The organism is Pseudomonas frederiksbergensis (genome assembly GCF_017114915.1).
Classification (GTDB): domain Bacteria; phylum Pseudomonadota; class Gammaproteobacteria; order Pseudomonadales; family Pseudomonadaceae; genus Aquipseudomonas; species Aquipseudomonas frederiksbergensis_I.
Window position 1 is genome coordinate 238525 of sequence record NZ_JAAUOE010000003.1, and the last position, 17044, is coordinate 255568.

19 protein-coding genes and 1 riboswitch are annotated in these 17044 nt (G+C 61.9%); of the genes, 17 read left to right on the forward strand and 2 right to left on the reverse strand.

The genetic code is table 11. The features are described from left to right. The first annotated feature begins 5 nt into the window (after positions 1-5). The 4 genes from HCU66_RS04085 to HCU66_RS04100 all read left to right on the forward strand — a co-directional run bounded on the left by HCU66_RS04085 (position 6) and on the right by HCU66_RS04100 (position 3560). Positions 6-1079, forward strand: a complete 1074-nt coding sequence (locus HCU66_RS04085; protein WP_205887280.1) for an AI-2E family transporter — start codon at positions 6-8, stop codon at positions 1077-1079. Positions 1080-1288: 209 nt separating this feature from the next. Next, on the forward strand, positions 1289-1993 hold the full coding sequence (gene hda, locus HCU66_RS04090) for a DnaA regulatory inactivator Hda (RefSeq protein WP_007898944.1): 705 nt from the start codon (positions 1289-1291) through the stop codon (positions 1991-1993). A gap of 228 nt (positions 1994-2221) precedes the next feature. Then, the gene (locus HCU66_RS04095; RefSeq protein WP_205887281.1) at positions 2222-2857 is read left to right on the forward strand and encodes a C40 family peptidase; all 636 of its coding nucleotides are present in this window, start codon (positions 2222-2224) and stop codon (positions 2855-2857) included. 166 nt (positions 2858-3023) lie between these two features. Further along, positions 3024-3560, forward strand: a complete 537-nt coding sequence (locus HCU66_RS04100; protein WP_205887282.1) for a C40 family peptidase — start codon at positions 3024-3026, stop codon at positions 3558-3560. 132 nt (positions 3561-3692) lie between these two features. Here the strand turns inward: HCU66_RS04100 and HCU66_RS04105 are convergent, their stop codons facing one another. Both HCU66_RS04105 and HCU66_RS04110 read right to left on the reverse strand, forming a co-directional pair. After that, positions 3693-5006, reverse strand: coding sequence for a PQQ-dependent sugar dehydrogenase (locus HCU66_RS04105; RefSeq protein ID WP_205887283.1), 1314 nt, complete (start codon positions 5004-5006; stop codon positions 3693-3695). A gap of 68 nt (positions 5007-5074) precedes the next feature. After that, on the reverse strand, positions 5075-5659 hold the full coding sequence (locus tag HCU66_RS04110) for a hypothetical protein (RefSeq protein ID WP_205887284.1): 585 nt from the start codon (positions 5657-5659) through the stop codon (positions 5075-5077). Positions 5660-5813: 154 nt separating this feature from the next. Further along, positions 5814-6048, forward strand: a riboswitch (cobalamin riboswitch). An 81-nt stretch (positions 6049-6129) separates the two neighbouring features. Here HCU66_RS04110 and cobO point away from each other — a divergent pair. The 13 genes from cobO (at position 6130) to HCU66_RS27300 (ending at position 17029) form a co-directional block, all read left to right on the forward strand. Beyond that, positions 6130-6741, forward strand: coding sequence for a cob(I)yrinic acid a,c-diamide adenosyltransferase (cobO, locus tag HCU66_RS04115; RefSeq protein ID WP_007936078.1), 612 nt, complete (start codon positions 6130-6132; stop codon positions 6739-6741). Continuing rightward, positions 6738-8120, forward strand: coding sequence for a cobyrinic acid a,c-diamide synthase CobB (locus tag HCU66_RS04120; RefSeq protein ID WP_205887285.1), 1383 nt, complete (start codon positions 6738-6740; stop codon positions 8118-8120). The genes cobO and HCU66_RS04120 overlap by 4 nt, the downstream gene beginning before the upstream one ends. Further along, on the forward strand, positions 8117-8767 hold the full coding sequence (gene bluB / locus HCU66_RS04125) for a 5,6-dimethylbenzimidazole synthase (protein WP_205887286.1): 651 nt from the start codon (positions 8117-8119) through the stop codon (positions 8765-8767). Before HCU66_RS04120 ends, bluB begins: the two co-directional genes overlap by 4 nt. Next, entirely contained in the window at positions 8764-9672 is a 909-nt protein-coding gene (gene cbiB / locus HCU66_RS04130; RefSeq protein ID WP_205887287.1) for an adenosylcobinamide-phosphate synthase CbiB, read from the forward strand. The genes bluB and cbiB overlap by 4 nt, the downstream gene beginning before the upstream one ends. Beyond that, complete coding sequence (cobD, locus tag HCU66_RS04135) at positions 9665-10657, forward strand: threonine-phosphate decarboxylase CobD (protein WP_205887288.1); 993 nt, start codon at positions 9665-9667, stop codon at positions 10655-10657. Before cbiB ends, cobD begins: the two co-directional genes overlap by 8 nt. Continuing rightward, positions 10654-12105, forward strand: coding sequence for a cobyric acid synthase (locus HCU66_RS04140; protein ID WP_205887289.1), 1452 nt, complete (start codon positions 10654-10656; stop codon positions 12103-12105). Before cobD ends, HCU66_RS04140 begins: the two co-directional genes overlap by 4 nt. 38 nt (positions 12106-12143) lie before the next feature. Next, the gene (cobU, locus tag HCU66_RS04145; RefSeq protein ID WP_205887290.1) at positions 12144-12665 is read left to right on the forward strand and encodes a bifunctional adenosylcobinamide kinase/adenosylcobinamide-phosphate guanylyltransferase; all 522 of its coding nucleotides are present in this window, start codon (positions 12144-12146) and stop codon (positions 12663-12665) included. Then, positions 12662-13717 (forward strand): nicotinate-nucleotide--dimethylbenzimidazole phosphoribosyltransferase, encoded by a 1056-nt coding sequence (gene cobT, locus HCU66_RS04150; RefSeq protein WP_205887291.1) that lies wholly within the window; start codon positions 12662-12664, stop codon positions 13715-13717. The genes cobU and cobT overlap by 4 nt, the downstream gene beginning before the upstream one ends. Then, positions 13714-14289: an alpha-ribazole phosphatase family protein gene (gene cobC / locus HCU66_RS04155; RefSeq protein WP_205887292.1), complete on the forward strand. Its 576-nt coding sequence runs from the start codon at positions 13714-13716 to the stop codon at positions 14287-14289. The genes cobT and cobC overlap by 4 nt, the downstream gene beginning before the upstream one ends. A 2-nt stretch (positions 14290-14291) precedes the next feature. Beyond that, the gene (locus HCU66_RS04160; RefSeq protein WP_205887293.1) at positions 14292-15023 is read left to right on the forward strand and encodes an adenosylcobinamide-GDP ribazoletransferase; all 732 of its coding nucleotides are present in this window, start codon (positions 14292-14294) and stop codon (positions 15021-15023) included. Between the two features lie 221 nt (positions 15024-15244). Then, the gene (locus HCU66_RS04165; RefSeq protein WP_205887294.1) at positions 15245-15649 is read left to right on the forward strand and encodes a MarR family winged helix-turn-helix transcriptional regulator; all 405 of its coding nucleotides are present in this window, start codon (positions 15245-15247) and stop codon (positions 15647-15649) included. Between the two features lie 52 nt (positions 15650-15701). Continuing rightward, positions 15702-16910 carry an MFS transporter gene (locus HCU66_RS04170; protein ID WP_205887295.1) on the forward strand — a complete coding sequence of 403 codons (1209 nt, stop codon included), beginning with the start codon at positions 15702-15704 and terminating at the stop codon, positions 16908-16910. Then, on the forward strand, positions 16907-17029 hold the full coding sequence (locus HCU66_RS27300) for a hypothetical protein (protein WP_052967201.1): 123 nt from the start codon (positions 16907-16909) through the stop codon (positions 17027-17029). Before HCU66_RS04170 ends, HCU66_RS27300 begins: the two co-directional genes overlap by 4 nt. Positions 17030-17044 lie beyond the last annotated feature (15 nt).

The following is a 17044-nucleotide window of genomic DNA, read 5'->3' on the forward strand; positions in this document are numbered from 1 at the left end:
GGTACATGGCCGATACGCGGCGTTGGTTCTGGCTCGGTGGGGTGGTCCTGCTTTGCGCATTCGTTTACCTGTTGCACCCGATCCTGACGCCGTTCCTGGTGGCGCTGTTGCTGGCCTATCTGTTCGACCCGCTGGTGGATCGGCTGGAGAAGTACGGTTTATCGCGCACCTGGGGCGTGGTGGCGGTGTTCGCGTTGTTCACGTTGATCGTCACTGCGTTGCTGCTGGTGTTGGTGCCGATGCTCGCCAAGCAACTGTTTCGTTTGTATGAACTGGCGCCACAGATGCTCGACTGGTTGCAGCACACCGCTGTGCCATGGGCGCAATCGAAGTTGGGCTTGTCGGAAGGCTTCTGGAAGTTCGACAAACTCAAGGCGGCGATCAGCGAGCACATGGGGCAGACCACCGACATTGTCGGGGTGGTGCTGAGTCAGGCGACGGCTTCAGGCCTTGCGCTGATTGGCTGGCTGGCCAATCTGGTGCTGATCCCTGTGGTGAGTTTTTATCTGTTGCGCGACTGGGACCTGATGATGGTCAAGATCCGCGGCCTGCTGCCGCGTGATCGTGAAGAGCGCATGATGTCTCTGGCCGGAGAATGTCATGAAGTGCTCGGGGCGTTCGTGCGCGGCCAGTTGCTGGTGATGCTGGCGCTGGGCGTGATCTATGCCGCGGGCTTGATGATCGTCGGCCTGGAATTGGGCTTGTTGATCGGTCTGATTGCTGGTCTGGCGGCGATCGTGCCGTATATGGGGTTCGTCATCGGGATTGGTGCGGCATTGATTGCCGGTCTGTTCCAGTTCGGGGGTGATCTGTATCCCATGATTGGCATCGTCGCGGTGTTCATGGTCGGCCAGGCGCTGGAAGGCATGGTCCTGACGCCGTTGCTGGTGGGCGACCGGATCGGTCTGCACCCGGTGGCGGTGATCTTCGCGATTCTGGCCGGCGGCGAGCTGTTCGGTTTTACCGGTGTGCTGCTGGCATTGCCGGTGGCGGCGGTGATCATGGTCCTGGTGCGCCACATGCATGATTTGTATAAGGATTCGGAGATCTACGGCGGTTTCGACGAGTCTGAGCTGTAGGGTTTTTGATCGCTCTTGGCGGGCGGACTGGTTACATGCCCGGTTTGCCCGCCTCCTCCTCGCGGCTGCGCCGCCAAAGAAACTGTCGTTAACGCAAACCTTTGATTTTGCTTGTGGTCTGTCGCATTGTGCGGTCAGCTTCACGGGTATAAACTTCGCAAACTTTACACAGAGGCCACTAACGGTTCGTTTGGAACTGTTCAGTCAGCATGAAACCGATTCAGCTGCCCCTAGGTGTGCGTCTGCGTGATGACGCCACCTTCATCAATTACTACCCAGGCGCCAATGCCGCTGCACTCGGCTATGTCGAGCGGCTCTGCGAAGCCGACGCCGGCTGGACGGAAAGCCTGATTTACCTCTGGGGCAAGGACGGGGTAGGGCGTACGCATTTGTTGCAGGCAGCGTGTCTGCGCTTCGAACAGCTGGGAGAGCCCGCGGTGTATCTGCCGTTGGCTGAGTTGCTGGATCGCGGCATCGAAATCCTCGACAACCTCGAACAATATGAACTGGTCTGCCTGGATGATTTGCAGGCGGTCGCCGGCAAGGCGGATTGGGAAGAGGCATTGTTCCATCTGTTCAATCGTCTGCGTGACAGCGGTCGGCGTCTGCTGATCGCCGCTTCGACCTCCCCACGTGAACTGCCGGTGAAGCTGGCGGACCTCAAGTCGCGACTGACGCTGGCGCTGATTTTCCAGATGCGCCCGCTCTCTGACGAAGACAAATTGCGTGCTTTGCAGTTGCGCGCTTCCCGTCGTGGCCTGCACCTGACCGACGAAGTCGGGCATTTTATTTTGACCCGCGGTACTCGCAGCATGAGTGCGCTTTTCGAGTTGCTCGAACGTCTCGATCAGGCCTCCCTTCAAGCCCAGCGCAAGCTGACAATTCCGTTCCTGAAAGAAACCCTTGGTTGGTGAAAAAAACCGGGTAAAGCTCAGGTTTTTCGCGGGTTTCGGCATATTTCAGGCGTCAACGAATCCGCTTTCCTGCAAGGTGACAGGCTGCGTAAAGGTTCAAAATGGGCTTAAGCGCTTAGATGGAAACGAGAAACCGATAAGTCACATAAAGATCGATTGAATTTGCAAATGAGATCGATAGCGGGCATAGTCTCGGCTTCTTTACAACTATCAGCCACGGTCGTGCCCATGCTAAATCGCTTCGCACCCCTCGTGCCTCTCGCACTCGTCACCCTGTTGTTCGGTTGCGCTGCTCACTCTCCAGTGTCCCAGCAAGAGCCACAGCATCAGGTTTCAAATTCAGTTACCGCACAGTCTTCTTCCGTTCTTTTCCAGGAAGAGCTAGCTACCGATAAAGAACTGGCAGACTTCGCCGGCGGCAAGTCGTACCAGCTTCCGGTTCTGGCCGACAGCATTCTCGAACGTGGCATGTCCCTGATCGGTACCCGTTACCGTTTCGGCGGCACCTCCGAGGCTGGCTTCGACTGCAGCGGCTTCATCGGTTATCTGTTTCGTGAAGAGGCCGGCATGAACCTGCCGCGCTCCACCCGCGAAATGATCAACGTTGACGCTCCGCTGGTAGCTCGCAGCGCCCTCAAGCCGGGTGATCTGCTGTTCTTCGCCACCAATGGTCGTCGCGGTCGTGTCAGTCACGCCGGGATCTACCTGGGTGACAACCAGTTCATCCACTCCAGCAGCCGCAAAAGCGGTGGTGTCCGGATCGATAGCCTGGGCGACAGCTACTGGAGCAAGACCTTCATCGAGGCCAAGCGCGCCCTCGCGATGGCACCGGCTGCTGCCCCTATCGTCACTGCACGCAAGTAAGCGGACAGTTTATAAGGCGAACTTAAAGTCTTACTTGAAGTTTGCCGCGTAGCCGCTAGAATCCTGATCTAATATTGATGGCAAACCGCCTGCGTTCTGCGCAGGCGGTTTTCTTTTCTGTCTTTGTGGCAGAAAAAAGCCGCAGCCAGATCAGGATGTTCTGCTTATGACGATGTCGGCCCGCCTCACACTTTTGTTCTTCGCAGCGCTGCTCAGCGCCTGCGCCAGCCGCACACCGCCACCTGCGCCGGTGGTTCGCGCACCGATTGTTTTCGGTTCTCCCCAAGCCTTTTCCCCTGCGGCAGAAGACGTACTGTTTCGCGCGCTCGGTCTGGTGGGGACGCCTTATCGTTGGGGCGGCAACACGCCGGATTCCGGGTTCGATTGCAGCGGTTTGATCGGTTACGTCTATCGCGATGTCGCAGGCATTTCCTTGCCGCGCTCCACGCGCGAGATGATCGGCATGCAGGCTCCCGATGTCGGCAAGGAAGGCCTGCAAACCGGCGACCTGATCTTCTTCGCCACCAATGGTGGCTCCCAGGTCAGCCATGCCGGGATCTATGTCGGCGAAGGGCGCTTCGTCCATGCACCAGCCACGGGCGGCACGGTCAAGCTGGACAGCTTGTCCAAGGCTTACTGGCAGAAAGCCTACCTGAGCGCCAAGCGCGTCTTGCAACCCGAGCACTTGGCACATAATCCGTAGCGGAGATTGTCGTGACCGTGCGCAGAAGACTGTAGGAGCGAGGCTTGCCCGCGAAAGCGGTGTGTCAGTCGATATCAATGTTGACTGTGCTGCCGTCTTCGCGGGCAAGCCTCGCTCCTACAGTCGAGCTGATTACTTGGCTGCGGAAACGCGCCACACCTTGTTCCCCACATCATCGGCCACCAGCAGGCCGCCCTGTTGATCGATCACCACGCCCACCGGCCGGCCCATGGCTTTTTCCTCGTCATTGAGAAAGCCAGTGAGCACATCCACTGGCTGCCCGGTCGGTTTGCCCGCGTTGAACGGCACGAAAATCACTTTGTAGCCGCTGTGCGGTTTACGGTTCCACGAGCCATGCTGGCCGATGAAGGCGCCTTGAGTGAAAGGCGCGGGCAATTTGCTGCCTTCGGCGAACGTCAGTCCCAGTGACGCGGTATGGGGGCCGACCGCGTAGTCTGGTGCGATGGCTTTGGCGACCAGATCAGGGTTTTGCGGTTCGACGCGAACATCGACATGTTGTCCGTAATAGCTGTAAGGCCAGCCGTAGAACCCGCCGTCCTTCACCGAAGTGATGTAATCGGGCACCAGGTCGCTGCCGATTTCGTCGCGCTCGTTGACCGCGGTCCACAGGGCGCCGCTCTGAGGCTCCCAGGCCAGGCCGTTTGGATTGCGAATCCCCGAGGCGAAGATCCGATGGTTGCCGGTGGCACGATCCACTTCCCAGATCGCCGCGCGGCCTTCTTCCTGATCCATGCCGTTTTCACCGACATTGCTGTTCGAGCCCACGGTGACGTACAGCTTGCTGCCGTCCTTGCTGGCGATGACATTTTTGGTCCAGTGATGATTCAGTGTGCCGCCCGGCAAATCGACCACTTTGATTGGCTGCGACTTGATCGTTGTCTCGCCGTCTTCGTAGTGGAAACGCAGCAAACGGTCAGTATCGGCGACGTACAGGTCTTTGCCGACCAGGGTCATGCCGAAGGGTGAGTTGAGGTTTTCCAGGAACACCGTGCGGGTTTCGGCGATGCCGTCGTGGTCCTTGTCCCGCAGCAGGGTGATGCGGTTCGGGCTGGGGACGCCGGCGCCAGCACGGTCCATGACTTTGCCCATGACCCAGCCACGAATGCCTTTGCCGTCGTCGGGTTTGGCCGGTGCATTGGTTTCGGCCACCAGCACGTCGCCGTTGGGCAACACGTAGAGCCAGCGCGGGTGCTCGAGGCCTTCGGCAAACGCTACTACTTGAGTCCCAGCGGCGGCGATGGGTTTTTTACCTTGAGGCCAGCCGATCGCCGGGGCGATGTTCACCGTCGGGATCAGGGTTTTGTTCGGTTCCGGCAGCTTCGGTGAGGGGCCTGTGCCATCCGAGACTTGCAGGCTGGAGGTTTCACCACAGGCGGCGAGCCCTCCGGCGAGCGCGATGATGAAAGCGAGCTGGGGTTTGCGCATTACTGATCTTCCCTATGAATGCATGGACGTAATCATAGAGAAGCGTAGACGCAAGATGGTTCAACCGGTCAGCCGCGGGCCTCCTTGAGCAGCACGGCGATCCCGGGATGGTAGTTGCCGGCTTCATTGCGCAACTTGCGGTAGGCGTAGGGGAAATACCAGGCCACGGCGCAGGTGTGTTCCTTTTGCAGGTCGTCGAGCATGTCCTGGAGTTCTTCCGGGGTGGCGCTGTGCTGGGCTTTTTGTGGCGCGACAAACAGGCAGCCGAGTTTCAGGTCGCTGGCGTAGCTGATGCGCTTCGCCTCGCTGGTGATGTCTGCCAGTGCCTGGGTCAGGTTCAGGCTATTGACCCGCGGCCAGCGCTGGGTGGCCTGGAGGTACGCGCGTTCTTCACCGGTGGCAATAAACAGATCGGCGCGGGCATTGCGTTCGCCTTCTTCGGTCTGTTTGCGCGTCGGCGTCTGCTGCAGCGTGACCATTTCCGCCATCCAGGCCGCGGCAGAGAGCAGGCCGAGGTTGGCGTTTTCGTCGTACCAGTAAGGCGTATCGTTATCGCCGCGCACGGCGTTGTAGCGGTCGATACAGTCAAACCAGCGTTCCAGCACCGGGCGCAGGAATTCCAGCTTCGGATTGCTGATGATCATGCCTTGCATGTGGCTCACCCTTGTTATTGTGTTATGAGGTTGTGGCTCTTTGATATCACTGCTGGCAGTGTGGCACAAGATTGGCGTCAGTTAATTGATCGACGGCAGTTATTCGCCGCAAGGCGCCCCGTCTTCAATTGACGCTCCCCCCCCAACCCTCTAACCTTCGCGGCTTGTTTCAGGTGCTCTGTGGCCTTGGTCGACAGAGTGAAACAGGGAAGCCGGTGAGTGGATTTCTTCCAGCGAGGAGCGATCACGATCCCGGCGCTGCCCCCGCAACGGTAAATGAGTGAAGACTGCGCCTTGAGCCACTGTGTCGACTATCGATATGGGAAGGCGCGCAGTTGGCCTTGAGGCCGCTCATGAGCCCGGAGACCGGCCTGATCCATCCAGCGGCATCACGGTGGGCGATGCCAGGCTTCTTGCCGTCTATTCTTGTGCCTGCCCGCCGTTATCCAGCCTCAACGGAGAGCTCCCCCATGACTGATACCCCCGATCGTGACGAACGCCATCTGGCGCGCATGCTGCGCAAAAAAGCCGTGATCGACGAACGCATCGCCAACTCCCCGAATGAATGCGGCCTGCTGCTGGTGCTGAGCGGCAACGGTAAAGGCAAGAGCAGTTCAGCATTCGGCATGCTTGCCCGGTCCATGGGCCACGGCATGCAGTGCGGTGTGGTGCAGTTCATCAAGGGGCGCAGTAGCACCGGCGAGGAGCTGTTCTTCCGGCGCTTTCCTGAACAAGTGCGTTTTCATGTGATGGGCGAGGGCTTCACCTGGGAAACCCAGGACCGCCAGCGCGACATCGCCGCCGCCGAAGCCGCCTGGGCGGTGTCTCGCGAACTGCTGAGCGATCCGTCCATTGGCCTGGTGGTACTCGATGAACTGAACATCGCCCTCAAGCACGGTTACCTCGATCTCGATCAGGTGCTCAGCGACTTGCAGGCCCGTCCGCCGATGCAGCACGTGGTGGTCACTGGCCGTGGCGCCAAGCCGGAGATGATCGAACTGGCCGACACCGTCACCGAAATGGGCATGATCAAGCACGCCTTCCAGGCCGGGATCAAAGCGCAAAAAGGCGTCGAGTTGTGAATCAACCACGTCATTGCCCGGCGGTACTGATCGCCGCGCCGGCTTCCGGTCAGGGCAAGACCACCGTCACCGCCGCGCTTGCCCGGTTGCATCGCAATCAGGGGCGCAAGGTGCGCGTGTTCAAATGCGGCCCGGACTTTCTCGACCCGATGATTCTCGAGCGCGCCAGTGGTGCACCGGTCTATCAATTGGACATGTGGATGGTCGGCGAACAGGAAAGTCGCCGGCTATTATGGGAAGCCGCTGGCGAAGCCGATCTGATTCTCATCGAAGGCGTCATGGGGCTGTTCGACGGTACGCCGTCCAGTGCCGACCTGGCGCGACACTTCGGAGTACCGGTGCTCGGGGTGATCGACGGCACCGCGATGGCGCAGACCTTTGGCGCACTGGCCCTGGGCTTGGCGCGCTATCAAACGGATTTGCCGTTTGCCGGTGTGTTGGCCAACCGGGTCGGCACCTTGCGTCATGCGCAGTTGCTCGAAGGCAGCCTGACGGAAGGCTTGCGCTGGTACGGCGCGTTGTCCCGGGAAACCGGCATCGAATTGCCGAGCCGGCATCTGGGCCTGGTTCAGGCCAGCGAACTGAATGATCTTGACCTGCGCCTCGATGCGGCGGCCGCCTCACTGGCCGGCAGTTGCGATGTGGCGCTGCCGCCGGCCGTGGAATTCGCCGCGCCTGAAATGATCACCGCCGAACCGTTGCTGGCCGGTGTGCGGATTGCCGTGGCCCGGGACGAAGCTTTCGCGTTTACCTACGGCGCGAGCCTGGATCTGCTGCGGGCCATGGGCGCGCAATTGTCTTTCTTCTCGCCGATCCGCGACACCGGATTGCCCGAGTCGGACAGCCTTTATCTACCGGGCGGCTACCCCGAATTGCACCATGTGACGTTGTCGCAAAACACACCGATGCTGAACGCGATCCGCGCCCACCACTCGGCGGGCAAACCGTTGCTGGCTGAGTGTGGCGGCATGCTGTATCTGCTGGATTCGTTGACCGATGTTGAGGGCACGCGCGCTGAACTGGTCGGTTTGCTGGCCGGTGAGGCGGTGATGCAGAAGCGTCTTGCCGCGTTGGCCTTGCAGGCGGTGGAACTACCCGAAGGTTTGCTGCGTGGGCACACCTATCACCACTCGCTGACCAGCACCGAGCTTGAGCCGATTGCGCGTGGCGTGAGCCCCAATGGCGGGCGAGGGGCGGAGGCGGTTTATCGTGAGGGGCGGATGACGGCTTCTTATGTGCACTTTTATTTTCCGTCCAATCCATCGGCGATTGCCGCGTTGTTTGCGCCTGACCGTGAGGCCGCCTTCGCGGGCAAGCCCGCTCCTACATTGGATCACCTAAACCCTGTAGGAGCGGGCTTGCCCGCGAAGAGGCCATGACGGACAACGCCTTTTCCGAAGCCGAACGCGCTGCGGTCTACCGAGCCATCGGCGAACGCCGCGACATGCGCCACTTCAGCGGCGGCACGGTCGAGCCCGAGTTACTGAGGCGCCTGCTTGAAGCCGCGCACCAGGCGCCGAGTGTCGGCCTGATGCAGCCCTGGCGGTTCATCCGCATCAGCGACCGGGCGCTGCGCGGCAAGATCCAGCAACTGGTGGAAGACGAACGCATCCGCACCGCCGAAGCCCTCGGCGAGCGCTCCGACGAATTCATGAAGCTCAAGGTCGAAGGCATCAACGACTGCGCTGAAGTGCTGGTCGCCGCGCTGATGGACGATCGCGAGCGGCATATCTTCGGCCGTCGTACATTGCCGGAAATGGACATGGCCTCGCTGTCCTGCGCCATCCAGAACCTTTGGCTGGCGTCCCGCGCCGAAGGGCTGGGCATGGGATGGGTGTCACTGTTCGAGCCGCAAGCCCTGGCAGACTTGCTGGGGTTGCCGGCCGGAGCCAAGCCTTTGGCCGTGCTTTGCCTGGGACCGGTCAAGGAATTCTATCCAGCGCCGATGCTGGTGCTCGAAGGCTGGGCGCAGGCGCGTCCGCTCAACGAGTTGCTGTTTGAAAATTATTGGGGAGTGAGTCAATGAGTGTGGCGTTGTTGAGTGTCGCCGCGGTCGCGCTGGATGCGCTGCTGGGTGAGCCCAAACGCTGGCATCCGCTGGTGGCGTTCGGTCGTTTTGCCGATCGCATCGAGCAACGTTTCAACTCCGCTGGCCGTGGCTGGCGCAGTCACGGCGTGACGGCCTGGGTGATGGCGGTTGTGCCGCTGACCTTGCTGGTCACCGCGCTGTCCTGGGCGCCTTACGTGGGCTGGATCGTCGAGATTCTCGCGCTCTATTGCGCCCTCGGCATGCGCAGCCTCGGCGAGCATGTCGAGCCGGTGGCCAGGGCCCTGCGCAGCGATGATCTGGTTGAGGCGCGCGCACGCGTCGGTTACCTGGTCAGCCGTCAGACCAGCGAACTGGACAAAACCGAAGTCGCCCGCGCCGCCACCGAATCGGTGCTGGAGAACGGCAGCGATGCGGTGTTCGCCGCGCTGTTTTGGTTTGCCGTGGCGGGTGCGCCCGGCGTGGTGCTCTATCGTCTGAGCAACACCCTGGATGCGATGTGGGGTTATCGCAACGAACGCTTCGAGCGTTTCGGCTGGGCCGCCGCAAAGATCGACGATGTCCTGAACTACATTCCCGCACGCCTGGTGGCGTTGACCTACGCACTGCTGGGTAAAACCCGACTCGCTCTGAAATGCTGGCGCACTCAAGGCCCAACCTGGGACAGCCCGAATGCCGGGCCGGTGATGGCGGCCGGTGCCGGTGCGCTGGGGGTCGAGTTGGGCGGGGCGGCGATTTATCACGGTGAACTGCATCAACGCCCACCGTTGGGCGAAGGCGTGCCGGCGGATGCCGATTCCATCGACCGTGGCTGGCAATTGGTCCAGCGCGGGGTATGGTTATGGCTGCTGATTCTTTGCGTGGGGGCTGAATTCTATGCTTGAGCACGGTGGCCGGTTGCGCAAGGCGGCAATCGAATACGGTATCGCCGAAGCCGATTGGCTGGACCTGTCCAGTGGCCTGGCGCCCTGGCCATTTCCGGTCCCGGACATTCCGCTGCGAGCCTGGGCGCGCCTGCCGGAAACCGATGACGGTCTGGAGCAGGCCGCCTGCGACTATTACGGTGCGGCCCAGGTGTTGCCAGTGGCGGGTTCGCAAATGGCGATCCAGTTGCTGCCGCGTTTGCGCCGGGCCGGCAAGGTCGGCGTGCTGTCGCCGTGTTACGCCGAACACGCCGAAGCCTGGCGCCGCAACGGTTACATCGTGCGTGAAGTGCTGGAGCAGGAAGTCGATTTCTTTCTCGACAGCCTCGACGTGCTGGTGGTGGTCAACCCGAACAATCCCACGGGCCTGAGCCTGACCCCGGCTCGCCTGCTGGATTGGCATTCGCGGCTGGCCCAACGCGGTGGCTGGCTGGTGGTGGACGAGGCGTTCATGGACAACACGCCGCATTTGAGCCTGGCGCCGTTCGCCGATCAGATCGGCTTGATCGTGCTGCGTTCCTTCGGCAAGTTTTTCGGCCTGGCCGGTGTGCGGCTGGGGTTTGTGCTGGCCGAGCGCAAGTTGCTCAAACTGCTGGCCGAACAGGTCGGGCCCTGGGCGGTCAGCGGGCCGACCCGCGTATTGGGTCAGGCTTGCCTGACGGATACCCACGGGCATACCCGACAGCGCATTCGCACTGACGAGGCTGGTGAGCGTCTGGCGCTGCTGCTTGAACAGTATGGCTTCAAGCCTCAGGGCGGCTGTGCACTGTTCCAATGGCTGATCACCGAGCGCGCCGAAGCCCTGCATGAATTCATGGCCCGACGCGGCATTCTGCTGCGCTTGTTCCCCCACAACAGCAGCGTGCGGTTTGGCTTGCCAGCGGAGGAAGCGGACTGGTCGCGCCTCGAACAAGCCCTGCAGATCTATGCCAAGGAAAACCCATGACAACGTTGATGGTGCAGGGCACCACCTCCGACGCCGGCAAAAGCACGCTGGTGACGGCGCTGTGTCGCTGGGTCACGCGTCAGGGCGTGAGCGTCGTGCCGTTCAAACCGCAGAACATGGCCCTCAACAGTGCCGTGACCGCCGACGGTGGCGAGATCGGTCGCGCGCAAGCGGTGCAGGCCCAGGCCGCCCGTCTCGAACCGCACACCGACATGAACCCGGTGCTGCTCAAACCCAACAGCGACACCGGCGCCCAAGTGATCATCCATGGTCGCGCGGTCACCACCATGAATGCCGTCGCGTATCACGACTACAAGGCCATCGCCATGCAAGCGGTGCTGGCCTCCCATGAACGTTTGAGCGCGGCGTATCCGCTGGTGATGGTCGAAGGGGCAGGCTCGCCGGCCGAGATCAATCTGCGCGCCGGCGACATCGCCAACATGGGGTTTGCCGAGGCGGTGGACTGCCCGGTGGTGCTGATTGCCGACATCAATCGCGGCGGGGTTTTCGCGCATTTGGTCGGGACGCTGGAGCTGTTGTCGCCCAGCGAGCAGGCGCGGGTCAAAGGCTTCATCATCAACCGGTTTCGCGGCGACATCGCCTTGTTGCAACCGGGGCTGGACTGGTTGGAAGCGCGCACCGGCAAACCGGTGATTGGCGTGTTGCCCTATGTGATGGACCTGCATCTTGAGGCCGAGGACGGCCTCGATCAGCGTCAGGCCGACAAGGCTGATCAAGTGCTCAAAGTGGTGGTGCCGGTACTGCCGCGCATCAGCAACCACACCGATTTCGATCCGCTGCGCCTGCATCCGCAAGTGGACCTGCAATTCATCGGCCCCGGCCAGGCAATTCCACCGGCCGACCTGATGATTCTTCCCGGCTCCAAAAGCGTGCGCAGTGACCTTGCGTACCTGCGGGCCAACGGCTGGGACACGGCCATCTCGCGGCACTTGCGCTACGGCGGCAAAGTGCTGGGGATCTGCGGCGGTCTGCAAATGCTCGGTGAGCAGGTGCATGACCCGCTGGGTCTTGAAGGCGCGCCGGGTTCCAGTGCCGGTCTGGGCTGGCTGGCGTTCGAAACGCAGCTCGAAGAAGAGAAGCAGTTGCGCAATGTGCGCGGGCGTCTGGCGCTGGAAGGTGCGCACGTCAGCGGCTATGAAATTCATGCCGGCGTGACCACCGGGCCGGCGTTGGAAAACGCCGCCGTGCAGCTGGACGATGGTCGCTGCGACGGTGCGCAAAGTGCCGATGGGCAGGTTTTCGGCACGTATCTGCATGGCCTGTTCGAATCACCGGCGGCGTGCAGTGCGTTGCTGCGCTGGGCTGGTTTGCAGGACGTGCAGGAGGTGGATTACCACGGGTTGCGCGAGCGCGATATCGAGCGGTTGGCGGATCTGGTGGAGAAGCATTTGGATACCTCGCTGTTGCGAGAACTCTGCGGGTTTTAAGGTCCCTTCAGCTCACCGACGATTTTAAGGAATGAACCATGCTCCAACTGATTCTCGGCGGCGCCCGTTCCGGTAAAAGCCGCCTGGCTGAAAAGCTGGCGACAGACACTCAGCTTCACGTGACCTACATCGCCACCAGCCAACCTCTGGACGGTGAAATGAACGAACGGGTGGCCCATCACCGCGCCCGTCGTCCGGCCGAATGGGCGTTGATCGAAGAGCCGCTGGAACTGGCCCGCGTACTGCGTGAAAACGCCAGTGCCGATCGTTGCTTGCTGGTGGATTGCCTGACGCTGTGGCTGACCAATCTGCTGATGCTCGACGACGCCGAGCGCGTGCAGGCCGAGCGCGATGCCCTGCTGGACTGCCTGGCGTCGTTGCCGGGTGAAATTATTTTTGTCAGCAATGAGACCGGGATGGGTGTCGTGCCGCTGGGCGAATTGACTCGCCGCTATGTCGATGGAGCCGGGTGGCTGCATCAAGCCTTGGCCGAGCTCTGCCAGCGGGTCGTCCTGACCGTTGCCGGTTTGCCCCTGACTTTGAAAGGAACTGCGTTATGACTCACGCCTGGTGGCTGAACCCATGCAAGCCGGTCGATGCGCAAGCGGTCGAGCAGGCGCAGGCCCGTCAACAGCAACTGACCAAGCCTGCCGGCTCCCTGGGTCAGCTCGAATGGGTGGCGGTGCAACTGGCCGGGTTGCAGGGGCAGGTCAAGCCGACGCTCGATCAACTGTGGATCGCGATTTTTGCCGGTGATCATGGCGTGGTCGCCGAAGGGGTGTCGGCGTTTCCGCAGGAAGTCACCGGGCAGATGCTGCACAACTTCGTCAGCGGCGGCGCGGCGATCAGCGTGTTGGCGCGGCAGTTGGGAGCGTCCCTTGAAGTGGTCGACCTCGGCACCGTCACGCCGTCGTTGAATCTGCCGGGTGTGCGTCACCTGAATGTCGGCCCGGGCACGGCGAATTTCGTCCAAGGGCCGGCGATGACTCGGGCCCAGGGCGAACTCGCCCTGCAGGCCGGTCGCGACAGTGTGCAACGCGCCATCGCGGCGGGCGCGCAGTTATTCATCGGTGGCGAAATGGGCATCGGCAACACCACGGCGGCCAGCGCGTTGGCCTGTGCCTTGCTCGATTGCCCGGTGGCGCACCTGGCCGGGCCGGGCACCGGATTGAACGCAGCGGGTGTCAGCCATAAAGCCCAGGTCATCGAACGCGCCCTGGTGTTGCATGGCGCGCAGCGTGGCGATGCATTGCAGACCTTGTTCAACCTCGGCGGTTTCGAAATCGCTGCGCTGGTGGGTGCTTATCTGGCCTGTGCTCAGGAAGGCGTCGCGGTGTTGGTCGACGGGTTTATTTGCAGCGTCGCCGCGCTGGTGGCGGTGCGTTTGAATCCGGCCTGTCGCGAGTGGTTGCTGTTCGGTCATCGTGGCGCCGAGCCGGGTCATCGCCATGTGCTGGAAACGCTGAACGCCGAACCGTTGCTGGACCTCGGCCTGCGGTTGGGTGAGGGCAGTGGTGCGGCGTTGGCGGTGCCATTGCTGCGGCTGGCCTGCGACCTGCACGGGCAGATGGCGACGTTCGCCGAAGCCGCGGTGGCGGATCGCCCGGCATGACCTTGCGCCTGGACCTGCTGCGCCACGGCGAAACCGAACTCGGCGGTGGCCTGCGCGGCAGCCTCGATGATGCGCTGACCGGCAAGGGCTGGGAGCAGATGCGCGCCGCGGTGGTCGAGCAGGGCCCTTGGGATCGCTTGGTCAGTTCACCGTTGCAGCGTTGTGCACGCTTTGCTGAAGAACTTGGGGCGCAACTGGGGTTGCCGGTGCAGCTGGACAAGGATCTGCAAGAGTTGCACTTCGGCGCCTGGGAAGGGCAGAGCGCCGCAGCGCTGATGGAAACCAGCGCCGAGGCCTTGGGCTTGTTCTGGGCCGATCCTTATTCGTTCACGCCGCCTGACGGTGAGCCGGTTACGGACTTTTCGACACGGGTGCTGGCGGCCATCGAACGGCTGCATACGGCCTGTGCGGGTGAGCGAATCCTGCTGATCAGCCATGGCGGTGTAATGCGCTTGTTGCTGGCTCAAGCGCGCGGGTTGCCTCGTGAACAGCTGCTCAACGTTGAGGTCGGCCACGGTGCGTTGTTCTCGCTGACGGTTGAATCCGGCGGCTTGTTAAGGGAAGCGAACTGATCATGTTGCCGTTCTGGATCGCCCTGCAATTTCTGAGCAGCCTGCCGATTCGCCTGCCAGGCATGCCGGCGCCCGAGGCGTTGGGCCGGTCGCTGCTGTGCTATCCGCTGGTCGGGTTGCTGTTCGGCGGGATCTTGTGGGCGCTGAACTGGCTGTTGCTCGGTACGCCGCTGTTGCTTCACGCCGCGCTCCTGTTGAGCGTTTGGGTGGTGCTCAGCGGCGCGTTGCACCTGGATGGCTTGGCCGATAGCGCTGATGCGTGGCTCGGCGGTTATGGCGACCGTGAACGCACCCTGACGATCATGAAAGACCCGCGCAGCGGGCCGATCGCGGTGGTGACGCTGGTGCTGGTGTTGCTGCTCAAATTCGCCGCGTTGCTGGCGCTGATCGAGCAACAGCAGAGTGTGGTCCTGATCATCGTTCCACTGATTAGCCGCGGCGCGCTACTGGGGTTATTCCTCACCACGCCTTATGTGCGTCCCGGCGGATTGGGCCAGGCGCTGGCCGATCATCTGCCGCGTTTGGCTGGCAAGCAGGTGTTGGCGGTCAGCGCAGTGGCCTGTGTGCTGATGGCTGGCCTCAGCGGAATATGGGTGCTTGCGCTGGCAGCTGTGGTGTTTGTCTGGTTGCGGCAAGTCATGATGCGGCGATTGGGCGGGACGACGGGTGATACCGCCGGGGCGTTGCTGGAATTGCTGGAAGTGGCGCTGCTGGTGGGCTTGGCGCTGCTCTGAATTCTCGTAGGGGCGAGGCTTGTCAGGTGCAGCGCACTCTTTGTAGCAGCTGCCGAGCTCGCGAGTCCGGCTGACGCGGTCTGCCTGGCGCACCGCGAGCTCTGATTTTACGACTGCTTCGCAGTCGAACGCAGCCTTCGGCAGCTGCTACAGGGCAAGCCCTACGGATAAAATGTGTCGAAAAATTTGCTTTCATTTAACCGCGGGTATATACACGCACCATGCTTCCTTCTCAATGTTTGTGCACTAACCTGCGTCGCGCCGCTCGTGGCGTCAGCAGGCATTACGACGGCGCGCTCGGCGGCTTCGGGATCAACGTTGCCCAGTATTCGCTGCTGTGCAATCTGCAGCGTCTGGATCAGCCGAGCATCTCGTCTCTGGCTGAAGCCATGGGCCTGGATCGCAGCACTCTGGGGCGTAATCTGCGGGTGCTGGAGGGCGAAGGCCTGGTGACGCTGGTCGAGGGCGAGGACATGCGCAATCGCATCGTCCTGCTCACCGAGACGGGGCGCGAACGTCTGGCAGCGGCCTTGCCGGCCTGGGAAGCGGCGCAGCAGCGGTTGATCGACCGTCTGGGCGCCGAGAAGCGCGAAATCTTGCTGAAACTGTTGGATGAACTGGCCTGAGGCCAGTTTTTTCGATCTTAAGCGGGTATATACCCGCTACCGGAGAACAACAATGACATCGATGTGGCGTACGTGCGGTTGGGTGCTATTGGGCAGTGCGCTGATTCTGGCGTTGTCCCTGGGGGTGCGACACGGCTTCGGGCTGTTTCTGGCGCCCATGAGTGCCGAGTTCGGTTGGGGGCGCGAAGTGTTTGCTTTCGCCATCGCCCTGCAGAACCTGATCTGGGGCCTGGCGCAGCCGTTTACCGGCGCACTGGCCGACCGCTTTGGCGCCGCGAAGGTGGTGTTGATCGGGGGTGTCCTGTACGCCTTGGGCCTGGTGTTCATGGGGTTGTCTGATTCGGCGTTGACCCTGTCCTTGAGTGCCGGACTATTGATCGGTATTGGTCTGTCCGGCACCTCGTTCTCGGTGATCCTCGGCGTGGTCGGTCGTGCCGTGCCGCCGGAAAAACGCAGCATGGGCATGGGGATCGCCAGCGCCGCCGGTTCTTTCGGTCAGTTCGCCATGCTGCCCGGTACGCTGGGGTTGCTCGGCTGGCTGGGCTGGTCCGCGGCATTGCTGGTGCTGGGCCTGCTGGTGGCGCTGATCGTGCCGCTGGTGAGCATGCTTAAAGACAAACCGCTGCCGGTGCTTGGGCATGAGCAAACGCTCACTGAAGCGCTACGCGAAGCCTGCACCCATTCAGGGTTCTGGCTGCTGGCGTTCGGCTTTTTTGTCTGCGGTTTTCAAGTGGTGTTCATTGGCGTGCACCTGCCGGCCTATCTGGTGGATCAACACCTTCCGGCCTCTGTCGGGACTACGGTGCTGGCGCTGATCGGGCTGTTCAATATCTTCGGCACCTATACCGCGGGCTGGCTTGGCGGGCGGATGTCCAAGCCGCGTTTGCTGACCGGTCTGTATCTGTTGCGGGCGGTGGTGATTGTGCTATTCCTCTGGGCGCCGGTCACTCAGGTCACGGCTTATCTGTTCGGCATGGCCATGGGCTTTCTGTGGTTGTCGACGGTGCCGTTGACCAACGGCACGGTGGCAACCTTGTTTGGCGTACGAAATCTGTCCATGCTCGGTGGGATCGTTTTCCTCTTCCACCAGCTCGGTTCGTTCCTTGGCGGCTGGTTGGGCGGGGTGGTGTATGACCGAACCGGGAGCTATGACTTGATCTGGCAGGTGGCGATTCTCTTGAGTCTGATGGCTGCAGCCCTGAACTGGCCGGTGCGTGAGCAGCCGGTGGCGCGTCTGCAAACCCGGATGAGTGCCGCATGAACAGTCTCTGGCCGCGGATGGCTGCTATCGCTGTCGGCGTATTGCTGTTGGCCCTGGCTTGGTGGGGCTGGCATCAGGGCGGGCTGGCGTTGATGCAGTTGGGCATGGGTGCTTGCTAGCGAGCGGCGAAGGCG

Bases quoted from the DNA above. Each gene is read 5' to 3' on its own strand.
- HCU66_RS04085 (WP_205887280.1), top strand. From the start codon at position 6: ATGGCCGATACGCGGCGTTGGTTCTGGCTCGGTGGGGTGGTCCTGCTT.
- hda (WP_007898944.1), top strand. From the start codon at position 1,289: ATGAAACCGATTCAGCTGCCCCTAGGTGTGCGTCTGCGTGATGACGCC.
- HCU66_RS04095 (WP_205887281.1), top strand. From the start codon at position 2,222: ATGCTAAATCGCTTCGCACCCCTCGTGCCTCTCGCACTCGTCACCCTG.
- HCU66_RS04100 (WP_205887282.1), top strand. From the start codon at position 3,024: ATGACGATGTCGGCCCGCCTCACACTTTTGTTCTTCGCAGCGCTGCTC.
- HCU66_RS04105 (WP_205887283.1), bottom strand. From the start codon at position 5,006: ATGCGCAAACCCCAGCTCGCTTTCATCATCGCGCTCGCCGGAGGGCTC.
- HCU66_RS04110 (WP_205887284.1), bottom strand. From the start codon at position 5,659: ATGCAAGGCATGATCATCAGCAATCCGAAGCTGGAATTCCTGCGCCCG.
- cobO (WP_007936078.1), top strand. From the start codon at position 6,130: ATGACTGATACCCCCGATCGTGACGAACGCCATCTGGCGCGCATGCTG.
- bluB (WP_205887286.1), top strand. From the start codon at position 8,117: ATGACGGACAACGCCTTTTCCGAAGCCGAACGCGCTGCGGTCTACCGA.
- cbiB (WP_205887287.1), top strand. From the start codon at position 8,764: ATGAGTGTGGCGTTGTTGAGTGTCGCCGCGGTCGCGCTGGATGCGCTG.
- cobD (WP_205887288.1), top strand. From the start codon at position 9,665: ATGCTTGAGCACGGTGGCCGGTTGCGCAAGGCGGCAATCGAATACGGT.
- HCU66_RS04140 (WP_205887289.1), top strand. From the start codon at position 10,654: ATGACAACGTTGATGGTGCAGGGCACCACCTCCGACGCCGGCAAAAGC.
- cobU (WP_205887290.1), top strand. From the start codon at position 12,144: ATGCTCCAACTGATTCTCGGCGGCGCCCGTTCCGGTAAAAGCCGCCTG.
- cobT (WP_205887291.1), top strand. From the start codon at position 12,662: ATGACTCACGCCTGGTGGCTGAACCCATGCAAGCCGGTCGATGCGCAA.
- cobC (WP_205887292.1), top strand. From the start codon at position 13,714: ATGACCTTGCGCCTGGACCTGCTGCGCCACGGCGAAACCGAACTCGGC.
- HCU66_RS04160 (WP_205887293.1), top strand. From the start codon at position 14,292: ATGTTGCCGTTCTGGATCGCCCTGCAATTTCTGAGCAGCCTGCCGATT.
- HCU66_RS04165 (WP_205887294.1), top strand. From the start codon at position 15,245: ATGCTTCCTTCTCAATGTTTGTGCACTAACCTGCGTCGCGCCGCTCGT.
- HCU66_RS04170 (WP_205887295.1), top strand. From the start codon at position 15,702: ATGACATCGATGTGGCGTACGTGCGGTTGGGTGCTATTGGGCAGTGCG.
- HCU66_RS27300 (WP_052967201.1), top strand. From the start codon at position 16,907: ATGAACAGTCTCTGGCCGCGGATGGCTGCTATCGCTGTCGGCGTATTG.